Genomic DNA, 19,067 nt, shown 5'->3' with positions numbered 1-19,067 from the left:
CGGACAGCGAACACTGGGTGTCGCCGAGGTGTCCCGGACCTTGCGTCCGCCCGCCGGCAGCCGCCGCCCGTCGTCCCGGCCCGTGCCGTCGTCCCGGCCCGTGCCGTCCTCCCGTCCGGTTCCCGGGGATCAGCGCCCGCCGTCCTCCGGCCTGCGCGGTGCCGGGGGAGGGGGCGGCGGAGGCGGCGGTACCCCGTCCGGCCACAACGACGGCCGCTCCCCGTCCCGCGCCCCGCCCCGCGGCCCGTGACCCCGCCCGGGCCCGCGCCGGGGCGGCCCGACGGGTCCGATCACGGTGGGCGCGCCATAGACGTCACCGGGCTCCCCGCGGTCACCGGACTCCCCGCGGTCACCGGACTCCCCGCGGTCACCGGGAGCCGGCGGACCACCGGGCGGCCGCGCGTCCTCGGGCGCCCGGTGGTCCGCGGGCTCACGTGATCCCCCGGGCACCCGCAGGTACGGGTTGGTGCCCGGATCCGGCGGCCGGTACGGAGCCCCCGGCGCGTACGGCCCGGGCGGCGCGGCGGGCCGCACCCCGTACCCCAGGCCCCCGGACTCCCCGGCGGGCCCCCACCCCGCAGCGCCCGCAGCGCCCGCAGCGCCCGCTGCGCCCGCAGCGCCCGCAGCGCCCGCAGCGCCCGCAGCGCCCGCAGTGCCCTCGGTGCCCTCGGCGTGCTCGGAGCCCCCGTCCCCCCTGTCACCCCGTGCCAGGGGCGCCGCCCGCCGCCCGGCGGCCCCGCTCGCCCGGGCCAGCAGCGCCCCCGAGGCACCCGCCCCCGCGCCCCACACGGCGCCCAGCAGGAACGCCACGCCGAGGTGACCGCGCAGCTCGAGGCCGGCGCCGAACGCGTCGAAGCCGAGGACGGACAGCGAGGCGCTCACGGACACCTCCGTCAGCCACACCAGCAGGGGCAGCGCCAGAGCCGTCGCGACGCCCAGCCGCAGCGCGCACCGCGCCGTGAAGCCGACCGCTCCCGGAGCCCGTGCCGCCGCGTGCCCCACCGGCGTCCGCACCGCCGTCAGGACCCCCGCCAGCAGCACCGCCGACGCGGCCGCCACCCCCAGCAGCCACACCCGCCCGTCGAACTCGGCCAGCCGTCCCAGCGTGACGGACCGGCCGGAGCCGGCCCCCAGGAGGTCGTCCAGGGGATGGGGGAGCACCCCCGGCAGGGCCCCGCTCGCCCGCCCGTCCCACGGCACGGACAGGCCGACCGGCAGGCCGAGCCACACCCCGTTCGGTGCCCCCAGCAGCGCCGCTCCGGCGATCCGCCGGGGATGGTCGTCGCCGATCGCCGCGTACCCCGCCGCGGCGCACCCCGCCGCCACCGCCACCAGTCCCACCGTGACGAGGGCGGACACGGCCGGCCGGACGGCCCGGTGCACGGCGTCCCAGCCGCGCGGCAGGGGAGTGCGGCGGGACGCCAGCAGCGCGACGAGCAGGACGCCGGCCGACCAGCCGAGGCCGCCGAGCAGCGTCGGCGCCGTGTCGACGGTGAACCCGACCGCCGCCTCCGCGTCGACGAGATCGCCGATCCGGCCCGGAACCAGGCCCTCGACGTCGCCGAGATCGCCCAGCCCCGGGATCTCGATCCCGTCCGCGCCCGGCAGGTCGTCCGCCCCCAGCGAGCTCCCGTCGAGGGTGACGACGTCGTGCCCGGCCCGGACCAGCCCGCCCGTCATCGCGACGAACAGCGCCACCACCGTGCCCGCGCGGGCGAGGAGTTCGGCTCCGGAGACCACGGCTTCGGCCGTCCGCAGGGACCGCAGGAAGAAGTACGACAGCAGCAGCGCGCCCACCAGGCTCACGCCCAGCGGCGTGATCTCGACGGCCGTCCCGGCCTCCGTCCCCGACAGTCCGAAGGCGGACACGTCGCCGGACGGCGTGACCGAACCGCCCGCGCCCAGAGCCACCACCGCCGCGGTCATCGGCCCCAGGGAACCCGCCGCGTCCGCGTCCAGCAGGTGCAGTCCGAGCGCGGCGGTCCCCGCCATCCCGATCAACGCCCAGCTCACCGCGGCGATCGCGGACATGACGACATCGGCCCACGGCACGCGCGTACCGCGCTCCGCGGCTGTGGCGCTCGTGGCAGCACCCATGGCAGACCCCCCGATCCGCGGCGCGGCGGGGCGGCCGCGCGTGTCCCCCTCGCGTGATTTACCACTCTCCGGGCCGATTTCAACCCCCGCCGGCGAAAGACCGTGAACGCCTTGGTGCGCGCTCGTGACAAGGCCCGACTTTCGGTCAGAGGGCCGAGCCTGAAATAGTTCCCCCCGATGTTCGACATCCCTAGACTCCCTGCGATGGGGGAAACTCGGGGGACAACTCAGTGGGGCATGGAGTGCCTGAACTCGTACTGGAATCAAACGGACGGACCTGGACGCTCGATCCGTCCAGGTCCTACACCCTCGGACGCGATCCGCAGGGAGACGTCGTGCTGGACGACGCCAGGGTCTCCTGGCGCCACGCCACGATCAGCTTCAACGGCCGCAGTTGGGTCGTCGAGGACCACGGCAGCACCAACGGCACGTTCGTGCAGGGACAGCGGATCCACCACCTGGAGGTCGGCTCCGACACGGCGCTGAACCTGGGCAACGCCAACGACGGGCCGCGCGTGACGCTGTCCGGCGTCGGCGCCGCGGCTCCGGCCGCCGCGCCGCAGGGCCGGCCGCAGCAGCAGCCGTACGCGGCCCAGGGGGCGAACCAGGGCTGGGCCCAGCAGGCACCGGCGCCGCAGCAGCAGCCGTCCGCCGCGCAGGCGGGCTGGCAGCAGCACGCGGCACCGCAGCCGTCCGCGCCGCACATCCCGCAGCAGCAGGGCCCCGGCGGCGGCGCGGGGGCGCCGCCGGTCCACGGCGACCGCAGCCCCACCACGTTCCACCAGTTCTCCCTCGGCCGCGTGATGCGCATCGGCCGTGCCCTGGAGAACGACCTGGTCGTCTCCGACCTCCAGGTGTCCCGCCACCACGCCGAGTTCCACTCCACGCCCGACGGCCGCATGGAGATCCGCGACCTGGGCTCGCACAACGGCACGTACGTCAACGGCCAGCCGATCCCCAAGGGCGGCTCCCAACTGCTCGGCCCCGCCGACATCGTGGGCGTCGGCCACTCGACGTTCCGGATCGTCGGCGACCGGCTCGAGGAGTTCGTCGACACCGGTGAGGTGTCCTTCTCCGCCCGTCACCTGACCGTCACGGTCGACGGCGGCAAGCAGATCCTCAAGGACGTCTCCTTCGGCGTCCCGGAGAAGTCGCTGATCGCGGTCATCGGCCCGTCCGGCTCCGGCAAGTCGACCCTGCTCAAGGCGCTCACCGGCTACCGGCCCGCCAACCAGGGCGAGGTCCTCTACGACAACCGGAACCTCTACAAGCAGTTCGCCGAGCTGCGCCAGCGCATCGGTCTGGTCCCGCAGGACGACATCCTGCACAAGGAGCTGACCGTCAAGAAGGCCCTCAAGTACGCGGCCAAGCTCCGCTTCCCCGCCGACACCACGGCCGCCGAGCGCGAGTCCCGCATCGACGAGGTGCTGCGCGAGCTCAAGCTGGACATCCACAAGGACAAGAAGGTCACGTCCCTGTCCGGCGGCCAGCGCAAGCGCGTCTCCGTCGCCCTGGAGCTGCTCACCAAGCCGTCGCTGATCTTCCTGGACGAGCCGACCTCCGGCCTCGACCCGGGCATGGACCGCGACGTCATGCAGCTGCTGCGCGGCCTGGCCGACGACGGCCGCACGGTCCTCGTCGTCACCCACTCGGTGGCCGAGCTGGCGCTGTGCGACAAGCTCCTGGTGATGGCGCCCGGCGGCTCCGTCGCCTACTTCGGGCCGCCCGAGGAGGCGCTGAACTTCTTCGGCTACGACACCTGGGCCGACGTCTTCTCCGCCTTCGAGAACTACCGCGACTACGACTGGGCGGGCCGCTGGAAGGGCTCGCAGCACTACCAGATGTACGCCGCGGACATCGACGCGGTCGCGCCGCAGTCCGTACAGGTCCCGGCGATGCAGGCGATGAAGCCGCCGAAGCCGCAGGGCTGGATGTCGCAGTTCGTCACCCTGGTGCGCCGCTACGTCTCGGTGATCGCCTCCGACAAGGGCTTCCTCGCCCTGATGGTGATCCTGCCGGCCGTCCTCGGCGCGGTGAGCCTGCTCATCGACCCGGACCGCGGCCTGCTGCCCAACCCGGCCCACCCGCAGACCGGCCGGATCATCCCGAACGGCACGGCGACCACGGTCCTGCTGATCCTCGCGGTCGGCGCCTGCTTCGCCGGCGCGGCGAACTCGGTGCGTGAGCTGATCAAGGAACGGGTCATCTACGAGCGGGAGCGCGCCACCGGCCTGTCCCGCTCGGCGTACCTGATGTCCAAGGTGTTCGTGCTCGGCATGATCACCGTGCTGCAGGGCCTGCTGGTCGGCGTCATCGGCTTCTCCAGCCGGGAGATCCCGGAGGAGGGCCTGGTCCTCGGCGGCGCCACGCTGGTCGAGCTGTCGCTGCCGATCATGGCGCTGGGCTTCACCTCGATGATGTTCGGCCTGATCATCTCCTCGCTGGTGAAGACCGCCGAGAAGACCATGCCGCTGCTGGTGATGTTCGCGATCATCCAGGTCGTCTTCACCGGCTGCCTGTTCGCCCTGAACGGCACGGTCGGCGTCAACCAGTTCTCGTTCCTGATGCCGTCGCGCTGGGCGGTGGCCGCCGCCGGCGCCACGCTCGACTTCAACAGGATCAGCCCGCCGGAGGAGGGCGGCGACACCGACCCGCTGTGGGAGCACACCCTCGGCACCTGGGGCATGGACATGGCCGCCCTGATCGCCCTCGGTGTGGTCTGCGGCTTCTTCGTGGCCCGCTTCCTGCGCCGCCACGAGCCCGAGGTCATGCGCAAGTAGCCGGCCCCGTACGGCCCCGAAGGGCGGCACCCCGTCAGGAGGGTGCCGCCCTTCGGTGTCCGTGTCCGCGAGAAGAGGTCCGCGCCGGCCTCAGTACGCGCTGTCGACGTTGTCCATGGTGCCGTACCGGTCGGCCGCGTAGTTGCAGGCGGCGGTGATGTTGGCGACCGGGTCGTAGATGTTCTTCGACGTGCCCGGGACGTGGTACGCCTCGAACGTCGGCGGGATCACCTGCAGCAGGCCCTTGGACGGGATGCCGTTGCGGGCGTTGATGTCCCAGAGGTTGATGGCCTTCGGGTTGCCCGAGGACTCCCGCATGATGTTGCGGTGGATGCCCTCGTAGGAGCCGGGGATGCCGTGCTTCTTCATGATGGCCAGGGACTCGCGGATCCAGCCGTCCAGGTTGTCGCCGTAGGTCTTCGGAGCGGCCCTCTTCACCTCGGCGCGCTCGGCGGCACGGCTGGCGGCCTGCTCGGCCCGGCGGGCCTGCTCGGCCTTCTCCTCGGCGGCGGCCCGTGCGGCGGCCCTCTTCTTCGCGGCGGCCTTCTTCTCGGCGGCGGCCCGCGCCGCGGCCTGCTCCTTCGCCTCGAACCTCGCCTCGATCCTCTCGACCTGCAGGCGGGTGCCGGCCGCCGGGCCGGTGATGTCGGCCTCGACGACCTCGATCGGCTCGGTGCTGTACGCGACCTTCGCGGCGGGAGCGGCGGCCTCGCTCGTGGTGCCCGTCGACGCGTTGCTCGGCACCGCCGAGAAACCGATGGCGGCGGCACCGAGGGCGGCGACGCCGGCGGCGGCGATCCTGTGGTGGCGGCTCAGGGCACGACTGTGACCACGGGTGAGGAAGTTGTGCGACATGCGAAACGGACCTCTTCGAATAGCGCGGAGGTCGCCCGACGTGCCGGCGGGGAACAGGAGTGCTTCCGGCGGAACGCCGCGGGCAGAACCCGCGGCGTTGAGCGACGGCAGCCATTCTTAGCGGCCGCAAAATGGCAGAGCAAAGATGTGACGTACGAATCCGGGTAGTGGATACGAATGGGCGAATCGGGCATATGGGGTCGTGAAGCTGGAACGTATGCCCGGTATTTCTCTCCTAATCCTGTTCGTACGTGATGTACGCCCTATGCGCGGCCTCACATCACCCACGCGCCACCCTCACGCTCGGTTGCGCGAGCGACGCTACGCGTGAGGGCTCTCCTCCGGCAGTACGAGGTGGACGTCCCCGAACTCGTGCCACAGGTAGCGCCCGCGCAGCGCCTCCTCGTAACCGCGGTCGACCGCGGCCCGTCCCGCGACCGCCTCCAGCATCCTCAGGTGCGAGGCCTCCGGCTCGTGCAGCCCGGTCAGCAACCCGTCCACCACCCGCACCCCGCGCTCCGGCGTCACCACCAGATCGGTCCACCCCGCGCGGGCCCGCACCACCCCGTCCGGCCCGGCCGCCGACTCCACCGCCCGCACGGCCGTCGTCCCCACCGCGATCACCCGGCCGCCGGCCGCCCGCACCGCGCCGATCAGCCGGGCCGACGTCCCGGGCACCACGAACCGCTCCGGGTACGGCGGCTCGTGCGCCTCCGCCGACGCGACCCCGGCGTGCAGCGCGACCGGCGCGAACAGCACCCCGCGGCTCACCAGCTCCGCCACCGTCCGCGTCGTGAACGGACGCCCCGCGCTCGGCATCTCCGCACTGCCCGCGCCGTCCGGCGACGGCAGCGCGAACACCGTCTGGTACGCCGACAACGGCTGGTCCCGCTCCGTGTAGGCGTACCGGACGGGCCGCCCGTGCTCCCGCAGCACCCCGAGGACGTCCCGCGTCACGCGCGCCCACCACAGCCGCTCCCCCCGCGCGCTCAGCGGCGCCTCCAGGACCAGCCGCGCGCCGCAGGCCAGGCGCACCTCCGTGCCCGCGGGCCCGCCCGTCCCCCGCGCGCGCGTGGTGCCGCGTCCGTCGGGATCCCGCAGCTCGACCGCCCACCGGCCGTCGTCACCGCGCGTGGAGAAGTGCACCACCACGCGCGCGTGCCCGATCCACCCGTCGACGGCCGCCGCCAGCGTGGGCGAGGTGTTCACCACCAGCAGGTCCCCGGCCCGCAGCAGCCGCGGCAGCTCCGCGAAGGCGTGGTGCGACACCCGCGTGCCGCGGGACACCAGCAGCCGCACCGAGTCCCGGTCGAGCCCGGGCCCGCGCTGTTCGGCCGGCACCCGCGCCGACAACTCCTCCGGCACCCGGACGGTCAGGGTCACCGCCCCGCCCCCAGCAGCACCGGAGCCGCGTAGCGACCGCTCGCCGGCCGCTCGTCCAGCAGCCGCAGGAAGGCCGGCACCACACTGGCCGGCTCCGGCCGCGGACCGTCGTCGTCCGGTACGGCCGCCGTGTACAGGTCCGTCGCCATGTCCCCGGGATCGACCGCCCACACCCGCAGCCCCGGCTCCTCCACGGCCAGCACCGCCGCCAGCTGGTCCAGGGCCGCCTTGGACGCCCCGTACCCGCCCCAGGTCGCGTAGGCCTCGGCGCCGGCGTCCGAACTCACCGCGATCACCGTGCCCGCCCGCGAGGCCCGCAGCAGCGGAAGCGCCTCCTGCACCAGGCCCAGCGCCGCCACCAGGTTCACCTCCAGCGCCCGCCGCAACCCGTCCAGGGACAGCTCCTCCAGGCGCACCAGCGGCTCGGCGCCCAGCGCGCTCGCGTTGTGCACCAGCAGGTCGGCCCCGCCCAGCCGCCCCGCCGCCGCCACCAGCTCCGCGCGGTGCCCGGCGTCCGTGACGTCCCCGGGCAGGGCCGTCACGCGTGTGCCGTGCGCCGACAGCGGCCCGGCCGCCTCCGCGAGGGGAACCGCGTCCCGCGCGTCGACCACCAGATCCCAGCCGCGCGCGGCCAGCCCGTGGGCGAGCGCCTCCCCCAGTCCCCTTGAAGCCCCCGTGATGATCGCAACCGGCATGACATGCCCCCTTGTCGTGAACGCCGTCCGATCGGCGTGATCACAACGTACGGACGCCGCCACCGGCCCCGCCTCGGACGGGGGACGCAGGCGGCCGGGTCCCTTCGCCTTACGCCGCGGACCCGAGGGCCGCGGTCCTAGGACCCGCGGCGTAAGGTCACGGCCGCCGCACGCCCGATCCGGCCGCCACCGCCCGCCGGTACCGTGAGGACATGAGCCACGGCCCCCGGTCCGGCCTCGCCGCGGTGAGTTCCGCGCTGCTGGCCATGAGCAGGCACCTCGAGGTGCGCGACGTCCTCAAGACGATCGTCGCCTCGGCCCGCGAGCTGCTCGACGCGCAGTACGCCGCGCTCGGCGTGCCCGACGACCACGGCGGGTTCGCCCAGTTCGTGGTCGACGGCGTCAGCGACGAGCAGTGGAAGGCCATCGGCCCCCTCCCGCGCCAGCACGGCATCCTCGCCGCGATGCTGAACGAGGCCCGGCCCCAGCGCCTCGCCGACGTGCGCAAGGACCCCCGCTTCGAGGGCTGGCCGAGCGCCCACCCCGACCTGGCCGACTTCCTCGGCCTGCCCGTCCGCGACGGCGACGAGGTCATCGGCGCGCTGTTCCTGGCCAACAAGCTGCGCCCCGCGGGGGGACACCCGCCGGGCCCCGGCCCCGAGGGTGCCTGCGGCTTCACCCGGGACGACGAGGAACTGCTCGGGATCCTCGCGCAGCACGCCGCGATCGCCCTCACCAACGCCCGGCTCTACGAGCGCAGCCGCGAACTGACCATCGCCGAGGAACGCTCCCGCCTCGCCCACGAACTCCACGACGCGGTCAGCCAGAAGCTCTTCTCCCTCCGGCTGACCGCCCAGGCCGCCGCCCGCCTCGTGGACCGCGACCCCTCCCGCGCGAAGGGCGAACTCCAGCAGGTCGCCGCCCTGGCCGCCGAGGCCGCCGACGAACTGCGCGCGGCGGTCGTCGAGCTGCGCCCCGCGGCCCTCGACGAGGACGGCCTCGTCGCCACCCTCCGTACCCAGGTGCAGGTCCTCGACCGCGCGCACACCGCGCGCGTCACCTTCGCCGGTCACGGCGTGCGCGCCCTGCCCGCCGCCCAGGAGGAGGCCGTGCTGCGCGTCGCCCAGGAGGCGCTGCACAACGCCCTGCGGCACTCCGGGGCCGACCACGTCGACGTCACCCTGGACCGCCGCGGGAACGGAGCCGTCCTGCGGGTCACCGACGACGGCTGCGGTTTCGACCCGAGGACCGTCCGCCGCGCCGGGCGCCATCTGGGTCTGGTCTCCATGCGGGACCGGGCGAGCGGGGTCGGCGGAAGGATGACCGTGGAATCGGCGCCCGGCAAGGGCACCACGATCGAGATGGAGGTTCCCGGTGGCTGACGCGATCAGGGTGCTGCTGGTCGACGACCACCAGGTGGTACGCCGGGGCCTGCGCACCTTCCTCGAGGTGCAGGACGACATCGAGGTCGTCGGCGAGGCCGCGGACGGGGCCGGGGGCGTGGCCCTCGCCCAGGAGCTGCAGCCCGACGTGATCCTGATGGACGTCAAGATGCCCGGCATGGACGGGGTGGACGCGCTGCGCCGGCTCCGGGAACTGGACCACCCCGCGCGCGTGCTGGTCGTGACCAGCTTCACCGAGCGGCGCACGGTGGTCCCGGCCCTGCGCGCGGGCGCCGCCGGATACGTGTACAAGGACGTCGACCCCGACGCGCTCGCCGGAGCCATCCGCTCCGTGCACGCCGGCCACGTGCTCCTCCAGGCCGAGGTGGCCGGCGCCCTGCTGTCCCAGGAGGAGGGCGGCACGGGCCAGGGACGCGCCGGCTCGCTCACCGAACGGGAGCGCGAGGTGCTCGGCCTGATAGCGGACGGGCGCTCCAACCGGGAGATCGCCCGTGCCCTGGTGCTGTCCGAGAAGACCGTGAAGACGCACGTCTCGAACATCCTGATGAAACTCGACCTGGCGGACCGCACCCAGGCCGCCCTCTGGGCCGTGCGCCACGGACTGAGCGGCTGACCCGCGACGCCCCGGACCGCACGGAAGGTTCCCCTCCGGTCCGAGATTCATACCGTCGTGGGAATGTCCCCCGGATGGCGCATCCTCCCCCGGGGGCCCGCCGTTCTCCAGTGCGTGCTGCGGCGCCTGCCGCGGTCATCGCAAGGAGGGCTTGGAAAGTGAAGAACCTGAAGAAGGCAGCGGCCGTGACGATGATGGCCGGCGGTCTGCTCGCCGCCGGCACGGGCATGGCCTCCGCCACCGAGGGCGCGCACGCCGACGGCACGGCCGTGGGCTCCCCGGGCGTCCTCTCCGGCAACGTCGTCCAGGTCCCGGTCGACGTCCCGGTCAACGTGTCCGGCAACAGCGTGAACGTCATCGGCGTGCTGAACCCGGCCTTCGGCAACGTGGCCGTCAACGACTGACGCCCGTCGCCGGACCGGTGAGGACCCCCGGCCTCCCGGCCCCACACGGGAGGCCGGTCAGGCACGCACCGGCGCGCGGCTGCGGGCACGCGCGCCCTCCGCAGTGCCGCTCGAGCGGGGGGCACCCCCGGGGCGACGGGGGTGCCCCCCGCTCGAGCGGAGCCGAGAGTTCGGGGCAGGGCGGACACCGGGACACCCTCCGCCCGAGGAGATCGGGGGAGGCGCCCCGTCAGCGCCGTGCCGCGCGACCCGCCTCGGCACCGACGCCCGCCGGCCCGGCCGAGGGACGTCACCGCGCCCCCCGCTCCCGCTCCTCCACAACGGAGTTGTACGCCGCGACCTGCGCCCGCCGGGCCGTCCGCTCCACCGGCCGCAGCGCCTCCCCGCGCGCCGCCATCTCCGAGGCGCTCACCGCGCCCCCGTGCCCGCCGGCACCCGCCAGCGCGACCAGCGCCCCCACGCGCTGCGCCAGCTCCAGCACCCGCACCGCCCGCGGCGGGTACCCCGGCGCCAGCACCTCGCGCCCCCGCGCCGCCCGCGCCCGGTACGCGTCGATCGCCGCCTCCGCCACCGGCCCCGACCCGGCCACGTCCAGCCGCGTCAGCACCTCGGTCGCCTCCCGCAGCGCCTCCGCCAGCTCCCGCTCGGCCTCACCGAGCGAGGGCACGTCGGCGGGCGGCGCCTCCCGCACCGCCAGGCAGTGCCACACGACCTCGACGTGCACATCACCCTCGGGCCCGGCCTCGTACACCTGCGGCACCAGCCCGAAGGCGGCCCCATGACAGACCACCGCCTCCTCCGCCTCCAGCGCCCGCGCGTTGAACTCCGGCGGTCCGCTCAGCCCCAGCGGATGCCCCGGCGCCGGCAGCGCCACCCGCAGCCCGGTCACCCCGAGCGCCCGCAGCCGCCCCAGCGCCAGCGTGAGCCCCACGGGCGCGGACTCGCCCGGCAGCCCCTCCACCCGGTGCACCGCGTCCTCACCGACGACGGCGAGCACGGCGTCGTCCGGCGAGACAAGTCCGGCAAGAAGGGCGTTTCCCCAAGCGGCGAGGCGTCCAGAGCGCGGTTCCGAGAGCATGCCCCCAGCCTAGACAGCCCCAAGAGCCGGACCGATGGAATGCCCGGCCCGGCCGGTGGCGTAGATTTCATGGAGGGCTGCGCCCACGGGTGCGGCGGACCGACCCACAGGCGTACGCGACAGCCGAGACCGGCCACACTGCAAGGGGAGACAACGCGCTCATGAGCGATGTTCTGGAGCTTCAGGACGTATCCGTGGTCCGCGAGGGCCGGGCTCTGGTGGACCAGGTCTCCTGGTCGGTCAAGGAGGGCGAGCGGTGGGTCATCCTCGGCCCCAACGGCGCCGGCAAGACCACCCTCCTCAACGTCGCGTCCAGCTACCTCTACCCCAGCAAGGGAACCGCCACCATCCTCGGCGAGACCCTCGGCACGCCCGGCACCGACGTCTTCGAGCTGCGCCCCCGCATCGGCATGGCCGGCATCGCCATGGCCGACAAGCTCCCCAGGCGCCAGACCGTCCTGCAGACCGTGCTCACCGCCGCCTACGGCATGACCGCCGGCTGGCACGAGGACTACGAGGACGTCGACGAGCAGCGCGCCCGCGCCTTCCTCGACCGCCTCGGCATGAACGAGTACCTGGACCGCACGTTCGGCACCCTCTCCGAGGGCGAGCGCAAGCGCACCCTCATCGCCCGCGCCCTGATGACCGACCCCGAGCTGCTGCTCCTCGACGAGCCCGCCGCCGGCCTCGACCTCGGCGGCCGCGAGGACCTCGTGCGCAGGCTCGGCCGCCTCGCCCGCGACCCGATCGCCCCCTCCATGATCATGGTCACGCACCACGTCGAGGAGATCGCCCCGGGCTTCACCCACGTCCTGATGATCCGTCAGGGCAAGGTCCTCGCCGCCGGCCCGCTCGAGCTCGAACTCACCTCCCGCAACCTCTCCCTCTGCTTCGGCCTGCCGCTCGTCGTCGAACAGGTCGGCGACCGCTGGACCGCCCAGGGCCTCCCGATGTCCTGACCCCCCGCCCCCCGGGTACTCCAACCACCGCCCACGAAGGCCCTTTCAAACTGATCGGCGCCCTGTCGGCGACCGGGCGCACGGTCCTACCATGACCCCGTGGACATCGACGCATGGCTGTGGTGGCTGATCGGCGCGGCGGCGCTCGGCATCGGACTCGTGATCACCGCGATGCCCGAACTCGGCATGCTCGCGGTGGGCGCCGTCGCCGCGGCGGTGGTCTCCGGGATCCTCGGCGGCGGCGCCGTCGCCCAGGTCGCGGTCTTCGCCGTGGTCTCGACCGCCCTCATCGCCGTCGTACGGCCCATCGCGAACAGACATCGCGCGCAGCGGCCCCAACTCGCCACCGGGGTGGACGCCCTGAAGGGCAGACAGGCCGTCGTCCTGGAACGCGTCGACGGCTCCGGCGGCCGGATCAAGCTGGCCGGGGAGGTCTGGTCGGCACGCGCCCTCGACACCGACCGCGCCTACGAAGTGGGCCAGGAAGTGGACGTCGTGGACATCGAGGGAGCCACGGCCATCGTCATGTGACCTCGCGCGGCGCAACTGGGCGAACCGCCCCCGAGTTCCGCGACGGTCTGTCAGACTCGACCAGCAAGATCTTCAACAGGCATAGGATCTGCCCAAGGCGCCGAGGCGAAGAAGGGTACGGGGAACCGACGATGGAACCGATCATCATCGTCCTGATCATCCTGGTGGTGTTGGTCTTCATCGCCCTGATCAAGACGATCCAAGTCATCCCACAGGCCAGCGCCGCCATCGTCGAGCGCTTCGGCCGCTACACGCGGACACTGAACGCGGGCCTCAACATCGTCGTCCCGTTCATCGACACCATCCGCAACCGCATCGACCTGCGCGAACAGGTCGTCCCGTTCCCGCCGCAGCCGGTGATCACCCAGGACAACCTGGTCGTCAACATCGACACCGTCATCTACTACCAGGTGACCGACGCCCGGGCCGCCACCTACGAGGTCGCCAGCTACATCCAGGCGATCGAGCAGCTCACCGTCACCACGCTCCGCAACATCATCGGCGGCATGGACCTGGAGCGGACCCTGACCTCCCGCGAGGAGATCAACGCGGCCCTGCGCGGCGTCCTCGACGAGGCCACCGGCAAGTGGGGCATCCGCGTCAACCGCGTCGAGCTCAAGGCCATCGAACCGCCCACCTCCATCCAGGACTCGATGGAGAAGCAGATGCGCGCCGACCGCGACAAGCGCGCCGCCATCCTCCAGGCCGAAGGTGTCCGGCAGTCCGAGATCCTGCGCGCCGAGGGCGAGAAGCAGTCCCAGATCCTGCGCGCCGAGGGCGAGGCCAAGGCCGCGGCCCTGCGCGCCGAGGGCGAGGCCCAGGCCGTCCGCACGGTCTTCGAGGCGATCCACGCCGGCGACCCGGACCAGAAGCTGCTGTCCTACCAGTACCTCCAGATGCTCCCCAAGATCGCCGAGGGCGACGCCAACAAGCTCTGGATCGTCCCCAGCGAGATCGGCGACGCGCTCAAGGGCCTCTCCGGCGCCGTGGGCAACTTCGGCGCCATGGGCGGCGGTTCGGGCGGCAACGGGGCCTCCGGCGGCGTCCCGGCCCAGGAGCGCCGCGAGAAGCCGTCCATCGACTGACACGACGCCGGCACCGACACGACGACGGGCCCGCTCCCTCCCGGGGAAGCGGGCCCGTCGTACGGCGTCCGGACCGGAGCTAGGCCGCGGGCTGGGCCAGCCACTCCGGCAGCGCGTCGAAGTCGTCCCGCCCCAGCGCCAGCAGCATCGCGTCCGCCGGAGTCGGCTCGAACGGCTGCCGCAGCAGCGGCATCCCCGCCTCCTGAGGGGTCCGGTTCGCCTTGCGGTGGTTGTCCTCCGCGCACGAGGCCACCGTGTTCAGCCAGGTGTCCCGGCCACCCTGGGACCGCGGCACCACGTGGTCCACGGTCGTCGCCCGCCGCCCGCAGTACGCGCACCGGTGCCGGTCCCGTACCAGGACACCCCGCCTCGACCACGGCGCTTGTCTTCGGAACGGCACCCTCACGTACTGGCAGAGCCTGATCACCCGGGGCGCCGGTATGTCGACCGCGGCCCCACGCATCCGCAGTTCGGGGTGGGCCTGCTCGACGACGGCCTTGTCCTGCAGCACCAGAACGACGGCTCGGTTCAGCGTCACCGTCGACAACGGCTCGAAGCTCGCGTTCAGTACCAGCGTGTCCCGCATACCAGCCCACCTCCCGTGTGCACCGGCCCACCCCTCGGCGGGCTGGGACCAACTCTGGCCGGGCACGCCGGGATGGACAACGCAATATCCGCTGTTCCGGCGGGGGGTGCCCCCCCGCGGCCCCCGGCGACAAAAATGCCCGCCCCTGATCAATTCCAAGACCAGGGACGGGCAAACGTTCCGTGAACGCCCGGAAGCGCCCGGACCGCTCAGGACTGCGCGGGCACCTCGTACTCACCGATCAGCTGGGCGCGCGCGATCGTGTGGAACCGCAGGTTGAAGCCCACCACGGCGGGAGACGCGTCCGCGTCCGGACCGAGCTTCTCCTGGTCCACGGCGTACACCGTGAACACGTACCGGTGCGGCCCGTCACCGGGCGGCGGCGCGGCACCGCCGAAGTCCTTGGTGCCGTAGTCGTTGCGCGCGTGGACCGCCCCCTCGGGCAGCCCCTCGAACTTGCCGCTGCCCGCACCCGCCGGGAGCTCGGTCACCGAGGCCGGGATGTCGAACAGCACCCAGTGCCAGAACCCGCTGCCCGTCGGGGCGTCGGGGTCGTAGCAGGTCACGGCGAAGCTCTTGGTCTCCGGCGGGAAGCCCTCCCACCGCAGCTGCGGGGACGTGTTGCCCGCCGCGTGGACCTGAGCGTCCTTGAGCGTCGCCCCCTCCCGCACCTCCTCGCTCGTCACCGTGAACGACGGCACGGGCGGATGGAAGTCGTGGGGGAGCGGCCGCCGCTTGAGCTCGGTCACCTCGGTACCTCCTGATCGTCTGCGTCCAGTGGGAACCGAGCCTAGAACCAGTTGCGCCTGCTGCCGACCTCCGACAGCCACTGGTTGAGGTACGCCGCCCAGTCGGTCCCCTGGTAGTCGTTCAGCCCCACCTTGAAGGACCGGAAGGTGTCGCTGCCCTCGCTGAACAGACCCGGCTTCTTGTCCATCTCCAGGACGACGTCCATGGCCTGCTCGTCGGCCACGAAGCTCAGCTCGACCTGGTTCAGCCCCCGGTACTGCTGCGGCGGCAGGAACTCGATCTCCTGGTAGAAGGGCAGCTTCTGCCGGGTGCCCCGGATGTGCCCGCGCTCCATGTCCGCGTTCTTGAACCGGAAGCCCAGCTGGATGAACGCGTCCAGGATCGCCTTCTGCGCCGGCAGCGGGTGCACGTTGACCGGATCCAGGTCACCGGAGTCCACGGCCCGCGCGATCGCCAGCTCGGTGCTCACCCCGATGTTCATCCCGCGCAACGCCTGTCCGTCGATCATCGTGATCGGCGTCTCCCACGGGATCTCCAGCCCGAACTGCACCGCGTGCACCGCGCCCGCCTGGAGCTCGAAGGCGCCGCCCAGCTGCGACTTCGTGAACTCGATGTCCTGCCTGACCTCCTGGTCGCCGCTCTCCACCTCGACCTTGGCCTGGAGCCCGACCGACAGCCCCTCGATCTGCTGGTTCACGGACCCGCCCTGGATCCGCACCTCGCCCTGGACGACACCGCCCGGAACGACGTTGACCTCGTGCAGCACCGTCTCGACCGAGGCCCCGCCGGCACCCAGACTCGCCAGCAGCTTCTTGAACGCCATGTCTCTCCCTCTCCGGGCGACCCCCGTGGGCCACACCTGATCCGTCGTCCTGCATCGACTCGTACGAAGGGACCCTTGATCCCTAACAACGCGATCCGGCCGTGGCCGGTTCCGTACCCACCCGTCAAGCGTGGGCCCGGCGACCACCCTGTACCACGGCCCCTCTCCAGTACCCTGGGGCGGCATGATCGCGAGCCCCGACCGTACGCCCCTGCCCAGGGAGTTCTTCGACCGCCCCGTCCTCGAGGTCGCTCCCGACCTCCTCGGCCGGATCCTGGTGCGCACCACCCCCGACGGTCCGATCGCCCTCCGCCTGACCGAGGTCGAGGCCTACGACGGCCCGAACGACCCCGGCTCGCACGCGTACCGCGGTCGCACGGCCCGCAACGACGTGATGTTCGGTCCGCCCGGCCACGTGTACGTCTACTTCACCTACGGCATGTGGTTCTGCATGAACCTGGTGTGCGGCCCCGAGGACCGGGCGAGCGCCGTGCTGCTGCGCGCCGGCGAGATCACCGAGGGCGCGGAGCTGGCCCGCACCCGTCGCCTCTCGGCCCGCAACGACAAGGAACTGGCCAAAGGCCCGGCCCGCCTGGCCACGGCCCTGGGCGTCGACCGCGCCCTCAACGGCACGGACGCCTGCGCCACGGACGACACCCCCCTCCGCGTGCTCACCGGCACCCCCGTGCCCTCCGACCAGGTGCGCAACGGTCCGCGCACCGGGGTCTCCGGTGACGGGGCCGTCCACCCCTGGCGCTTCTGGGTCGCCGACGACCCGACCGTGAGCCCGTACCGGGCCCATGCCCCGAAGCGCCGACGAAGTTGACTCGACCTTGGAACGTGCGTAATGTAGCCCGAGCCGCTTGAACCGGGTACGGCGATCGCCTGCAGCCGGAAGCGGCAAAACCACTACCTACGATCAGCCCTCGGCGGGCTCGGATTCGACGTGTCCGCATGTCTGAATTCCGAACCCAAGAGCTCGATTATGAATCGAGTGAGGGAATCGGCTAACGTGGTGAATGTCGAAAGGCCGACAGGCGAAAGCCGAAGGCCGGCGGCAAATCCCACCGACAGGGAATCGGGTCCGAAAGGATCTGATAGAGTCGGAACCGCCGGAAAGGGAAACGCGGAAGCGGGAACCTGGAAAGCACCGAGGAAATCGGATCGGAAAGATCTGATAGAGTCGGAAACGCAAGACCGAAGGGAAGCGCCCGGAGGAAAGCCCGCGAGGGTGAGTACGAAGGAAGCGTCCGTTCCTTGAGAACTCAACAGCGTGCCAAAAGTCAACGCCAGATATGTTGATACCCCGTCCATCCGGTTCGGATGGTCGAGGTTCCTTTGAAAAAACACAGCGAGGACGCTGTGAACGGTTGGGCTTATTCCGCCCGGCCGTTCCGCTCTCGTGATGTGTCACCGGACAGCCGGTAAACATTCACGGAGAGTTTGATCCTGGCTCAGGACGAACGCTGGCGGCGTGCTTAACACATGCAAGTCGAACGATGAACCACTTCGGTGGGGATTAGTGGCGAACGGGTGAGTAACACGTGGGCAATCTGCCCTGCACTCTGGGACAAGCCCTGGAAACGGGGTCTAATACCGGATACGACCATCTTGGGCATCCTTGATGGTGGAAAGCTCCGGCGGTGCAGGATGAGCCCGCGGCCTATCAGCTTGTTGGTGAGGTAACGGCTCACCAAGGCGACGACGGGTAGCCGGCCTGAGAGGGCGACCGGCCACACTGGGACTGAGACACGGCCCAGACTCCTACGGGAGGCAGCAGTGGGGAATATTGCACAATGGGCGCAAGCCTGATGCAGCGACGCCGCGTGAGGGATGACGGCCTTCGGGTTGTAAACCTCTTTCAGCAGGGAAGAAGCGCAAGTGACGGTACCTGCAGAAGAAGCGCCGGCTAACTACGTGCCAGCAGCCGCGGTAATACGTAGGGCGCGAGCGTTGTCCGGAATTATTGGGCGTAAAGAGCTCGTAGGCGGCTTGTCGCGTCGGTTGTGAAAGCCCGGGGCTTAACCCCGGGTCTGCAGTCGATACGGGCAGGCTAGAGTTCGGTAGGGGAGATCGGAATTCCTGGTGTAGCGGTGAAATGCGCAGATATCAGGAGGAACACCGGTGGCGAAGGCGGATCTCTGGGCCGATACTGACGCTGAGGAGCGAAAGCGTGGGGAGCGAACAGGATTAGATACCCTGGTAGTCCACGCCGTAAACGGTGGGCACTAGGTGTGGGCGACATTCCACGTCGTCCGTGCCGCAGCTAACGCATTAAGTGCCCCGCCTGGGGAGTACGGCCGCAAGGCTAAAACTCAAAGGAATTGACGGGGGCCCGCACAAGCGGCGGAGCATGTGGCTTAATTCGACGCAACGCGAAGAACCTTACCAAGGCTTGACATACACCGGAAAGCTCTGGAGACAGAGCCCCCCTTGTGGTCGGTGTACAGGTGGTGCATGGCTGTCGTCAGCTCGTGTCGTGAGATGTTGGGTTAAGTCCCGCAACGAGCGCAACCCTTGTCCCGTGTTGCCAGCAGGCCCTTGTGGTGCTGGGGACTCACGGGAGACCGCCGGGGTCAACTCGGAGGAAGGTGGGGACGACGTCAAGTCATCATGCCCCTTATGTCTTGGGCTGCACACGTGCTACAATGGCCGGTACAATGAGCTGCGATACCGCGAGGTGGAGCGAATCTCAAAAAGCCGGTCTCAGTTCGGATTGGGGTCTGCAACTCGACCCCATGAAGTCGGAGTCGCTAGTAATCGCAGATCAGCATTGCTGCGGTGAATACGTTCCCGGGCCTTGTACACACCGCCCGTCACGTCACGAAAGTCGGTAACACCCGAAGCCGGTGGCCCAACCCCTTGTGGGAGGGAGCTGTCGAAGGTGGGACTGGCGATTGGGACGAAGTCGTAACAAGGTAGCCGTACCGGAAGGTGCGGCTGGATCACCTCCTTTCTAAGGAGCACTTCTCACCGCGTCCCTCTGGGGCGAGGTCAGAGGCCAGTACATCGGCGAACGTCCGAT

General features: G+C 71.5%; 16 protein-coding genes and 1 rRNA gene. 9 read left to right on the top strand and 8 right to left on the bottom strand.

From position 1 onward, the window contains the following. Positions 1 to 129: 129 nt before the first annotated feature. On the bottom strand, positions 130 to 2,097 hold the full coding sequence (locus tag GL259_RS10075; RefSeq protein ID WP_159531262.1) for a streptophobe family protein: 1,968 nt from the start codon (positions 2,095 to 2,097) through the stop codon (positions 130 to 132). A gap of 242 nt (positions 2,098 to 2,339) precedes the next feature. On the opposite strand from GL259_RS10075, the gene GL259_RS10070 reads away from it, so the two are divergent. Further along, entirely contained in the window at positions 2,340 to 4,877 is a 2,538-nt protein-coding gene (locus GL259_RS10070; protein ID WP_208026453.1) for an FHA domain-containing protein, read from the top strand. 90 nt (positions 4,878 to 4,967) lie between these two features. On the opposite strand, the gene GL259_RS10065 is transcribed toward GL259_RS10070, so the two are convergent. The 3 genes from GL259_RS10065 to GL259_RS10055 all read right to left on the bottom strand — a co-directional run bounded on the left by GL259_RS10065 (position 4,968) and on the right by GL259_RS10055 (position 7,810). Next, the gene (locus GL259_RS10065; RefSeq protein WP_159531258.1) at positions 4,968 to 5,732 is read right to left on the bottom strand and encodes a transglycosylase SLT domain-containing protein; all 765 of its coding nucleotides are present in this window, start codon (positions 5,730 to 5,732) and stop codon (positions 4,968 to 4,970) included. A 321-nt stretch (positions 5,733 to 6,053) separates the two neighbouring features. Further along, positions 6,054 to 7,115 (bottom strand): S-adenosylmethionine:tRNA ribosyltransferase-isomerase, encoded by a 1,062-nt coding sequence (locus tag GL259_RS10060; RefSeq protein WP_159531256.1) that lies wholly within the window; start codon positions 7,113 to 7,115, stop codon positions 6,054 to 6,056. Next, positions 7,112 to 7,810: an SDR family oxidoreductase gene (locus tag GL259_RS10055; protein ID WP_159531254.1), complete on the bottom strand. Its 699-nt coding sequence runs from the start codon at positions 7,808 to 7,810 to the stop codon at positions 7,112 to 7,114. Before GL259_RS10055 ends, GL259_RS10060 begins: the two co-directional genes overlap by 4 nt. Before the next feature lie 212 nt (positions 7,811 to 8,022). Between GL259_RS10055 and GL259_RS10050 the strand changes: the two genes are divergently transcribed. From GL259_RS10050 to GL259_RS10040, 3 genes are all read left to right on the top strand, one after another. After that, positions 8,023 to 9,192: a GAF domain-containing sensor histidine kinase gene (locus GL259_RS10050; RefSeq protein ID WP_159531252.1), complete on the top strand. Its 1,170-nt coding sequence runs from the start codon at positions 8,023 to 8,025 to the stop codon at positions 9,190 to 9,192. Beyond that, the gene (locus GL259_RS10045) at positions 9,185 to 9,826 is read left to right on the top strand and encodes a response regulator transcription factor (RefSeq protein WP_159531250.1); all 642 of its coding nucleotides are present in this window, start codon (positions 9,185 to 9,187) and stop codon (positions 9,824 to 9,826) included. The genes GL259_RS10050 and GL259_RS10045 overlap by 8 nt, the downstream gene beginning before the upstream one ends. A 158-nt stretch (positions 9,827 to 9,984) precedes the next feature. Beyond that, on the top strand, positions 9,985 to 10,230 hold the full coding sequence (locus tag GL259_RS10040) for a chaplin (protein WP_159531248.1): 246 nt from the start codon (positions 9,985 to 9,987) through the stop codon (positions 10,228 to 10,230). 289 nt (positions 10,231 to 10,519) lie between these two features. Here the strand turns inward: GL259_RS10040 and GL259_RS10035 are convergent, their stop codons facing one another. Then, positions 10,520 to 11,308 (bottom strand): hypothetical protein, encoded by a 789-nt coding sequence (locus GL259_RS10035; RefSeq protein ID WP_159531246.1) that lies wholly within the window; start codon positions 11,306 to 11,308, stop codon positions 10,520 to 10,522. 161 nt (positions 11,309 to 11,469) lie between these two features. Here GL259_RS10035 and GL259_RS10030 point away from each other — a divergent pair, with 161 nt between their 5' ends. The 3 genes from GL259_RS10030 (at position 11,470) to GL259_RS10020 (ending at position 13,883) form a co-directional block, all read left to right on the top strand. After that, on the top strand, positions 11,470 to 12,267 hold the full coding sequence (locus GL259_RS10030; RefSeq protein WP_159531244.1) for an ABC transporter ATP-binding protein: 798 nt from the start codon (positions 11,470 to 11,472) through the stop codon (positions 12,265 to 12,267). A gap of 99 nt (positions 12,268 to 12,366) precedes the next feature. After that, positions 12,367 to 12,798, top strand: a complete 432-nt coding sequence (locus GL259_RS10025; RefSeq protein WP_159531242.1) for an NfeD family protein — start codon at positions 12,367 to 12,369, stop codon at positions 12,796 to 12,798. A gap of 131 nt (positions 12,799 to 12,929) precedes the next feature. Then, positions 12,930 to 13,883 carry an SPFH domain-containing protein gene (locus GL259_RS10020; RefSeq protein WP_159531240.1) on the top strand — a complete coding sequence of 318 codons (954 nt, stop codon included), beginning with the start codon at positions 12,930 to 12,932 and terminating at the stop codon, positions 13,881 to 13,883. A 79-nt stretch (positions 13,884 to 13,962) separates the two neighbouring features. Here GL259_RS10020 and GL259_RS10015 read toward each other — a convergent pair whose 3' ends face one another. The 3 genes from GL259_RS10015 to GL259_RS10005 all read right to left on the bottom strand — a co-directional run bounded on the left by GL259_RS10015 (position 13,963) and on the right by GL259_RS10005 (position 16,042). Next, a complete protein-coding gene (locus GL259_RS10015) occupies positions 13,963 to 14,469 on the bottom strand; it encodes an HNH endonuclease (RefSeq protein WP_159531238.1) in 507 nt (168 codons plus the stop codon). A gap of 209 nt (positions 14,470 to 14,678) precedes the next feature. Beyond that, positions 14,679 to 15,218 carry a YbhB/YbcL family Raf kinase inhibitor-like protein gene (locus GL259_RS10010; RefSeq protein WP_159531236.1) on the bottom strand — a complete coding sequence of 180 codons (540 nt, stop codon included), beginning with the start codon at positions 15,216 to 15,218 and terminating at the stop codon, positions 14,679 to 14,681. Positions 15,219 to 15,259: 41 nt separating this feature from the next. Continuing rightward, complete coding sequence (locus tag GL259_RS10005; protein WP_159531234.1) at positions 15,260 to 16,042, bottom strand: sporulation protein; 783 nt, start codon at positions 16,040 to 16,042, stop codon at positions 15,260 to 15,262. Positions 16,043 to 16,226: 184 nt separating this feature from the next. Between GL259_RS10005 and GL259_RS10000 the strand changes: the two genes are divergently transcribed. Continuing rightward, positions 16,227 to 16,868 carry a DNA-3-methyladenine glycosylase gene (locus GL259_RS10000; protein ID WP_159531232.1) on the top strand — a complete coding sequence of 214 codons (642 nt, stop codon included), beginning with the start codon at positions 16,227 to 16,229 and terminating at the stop codon, positions 16,866 to 16,868. Between the two features lie 605 nt (positions 16,869 to 17,473). After that, positions 17,474 to 18,998: ribosomal RNA gene (locus GL259_RS09995) — 16S ribosomal RNA — on the top strand. Positions 18,999 to 19,067: the final 69 nt, after the last annotated feature.

The sequence above is a fragment of the Streptomyces sp. Tu 3180 genome, assembly GCF_009852415.1.
Lineage (GTDB): Bacteria > Actinomycetota > Actinomycetes > Streptomycetales > Streptomycetaceae > Streptomyces.
The sequence above is the reverse complement of the archived record's forward strand: the minus strand, read 5'-3'. Positions and strand labels throughout refer to the sequence as shown.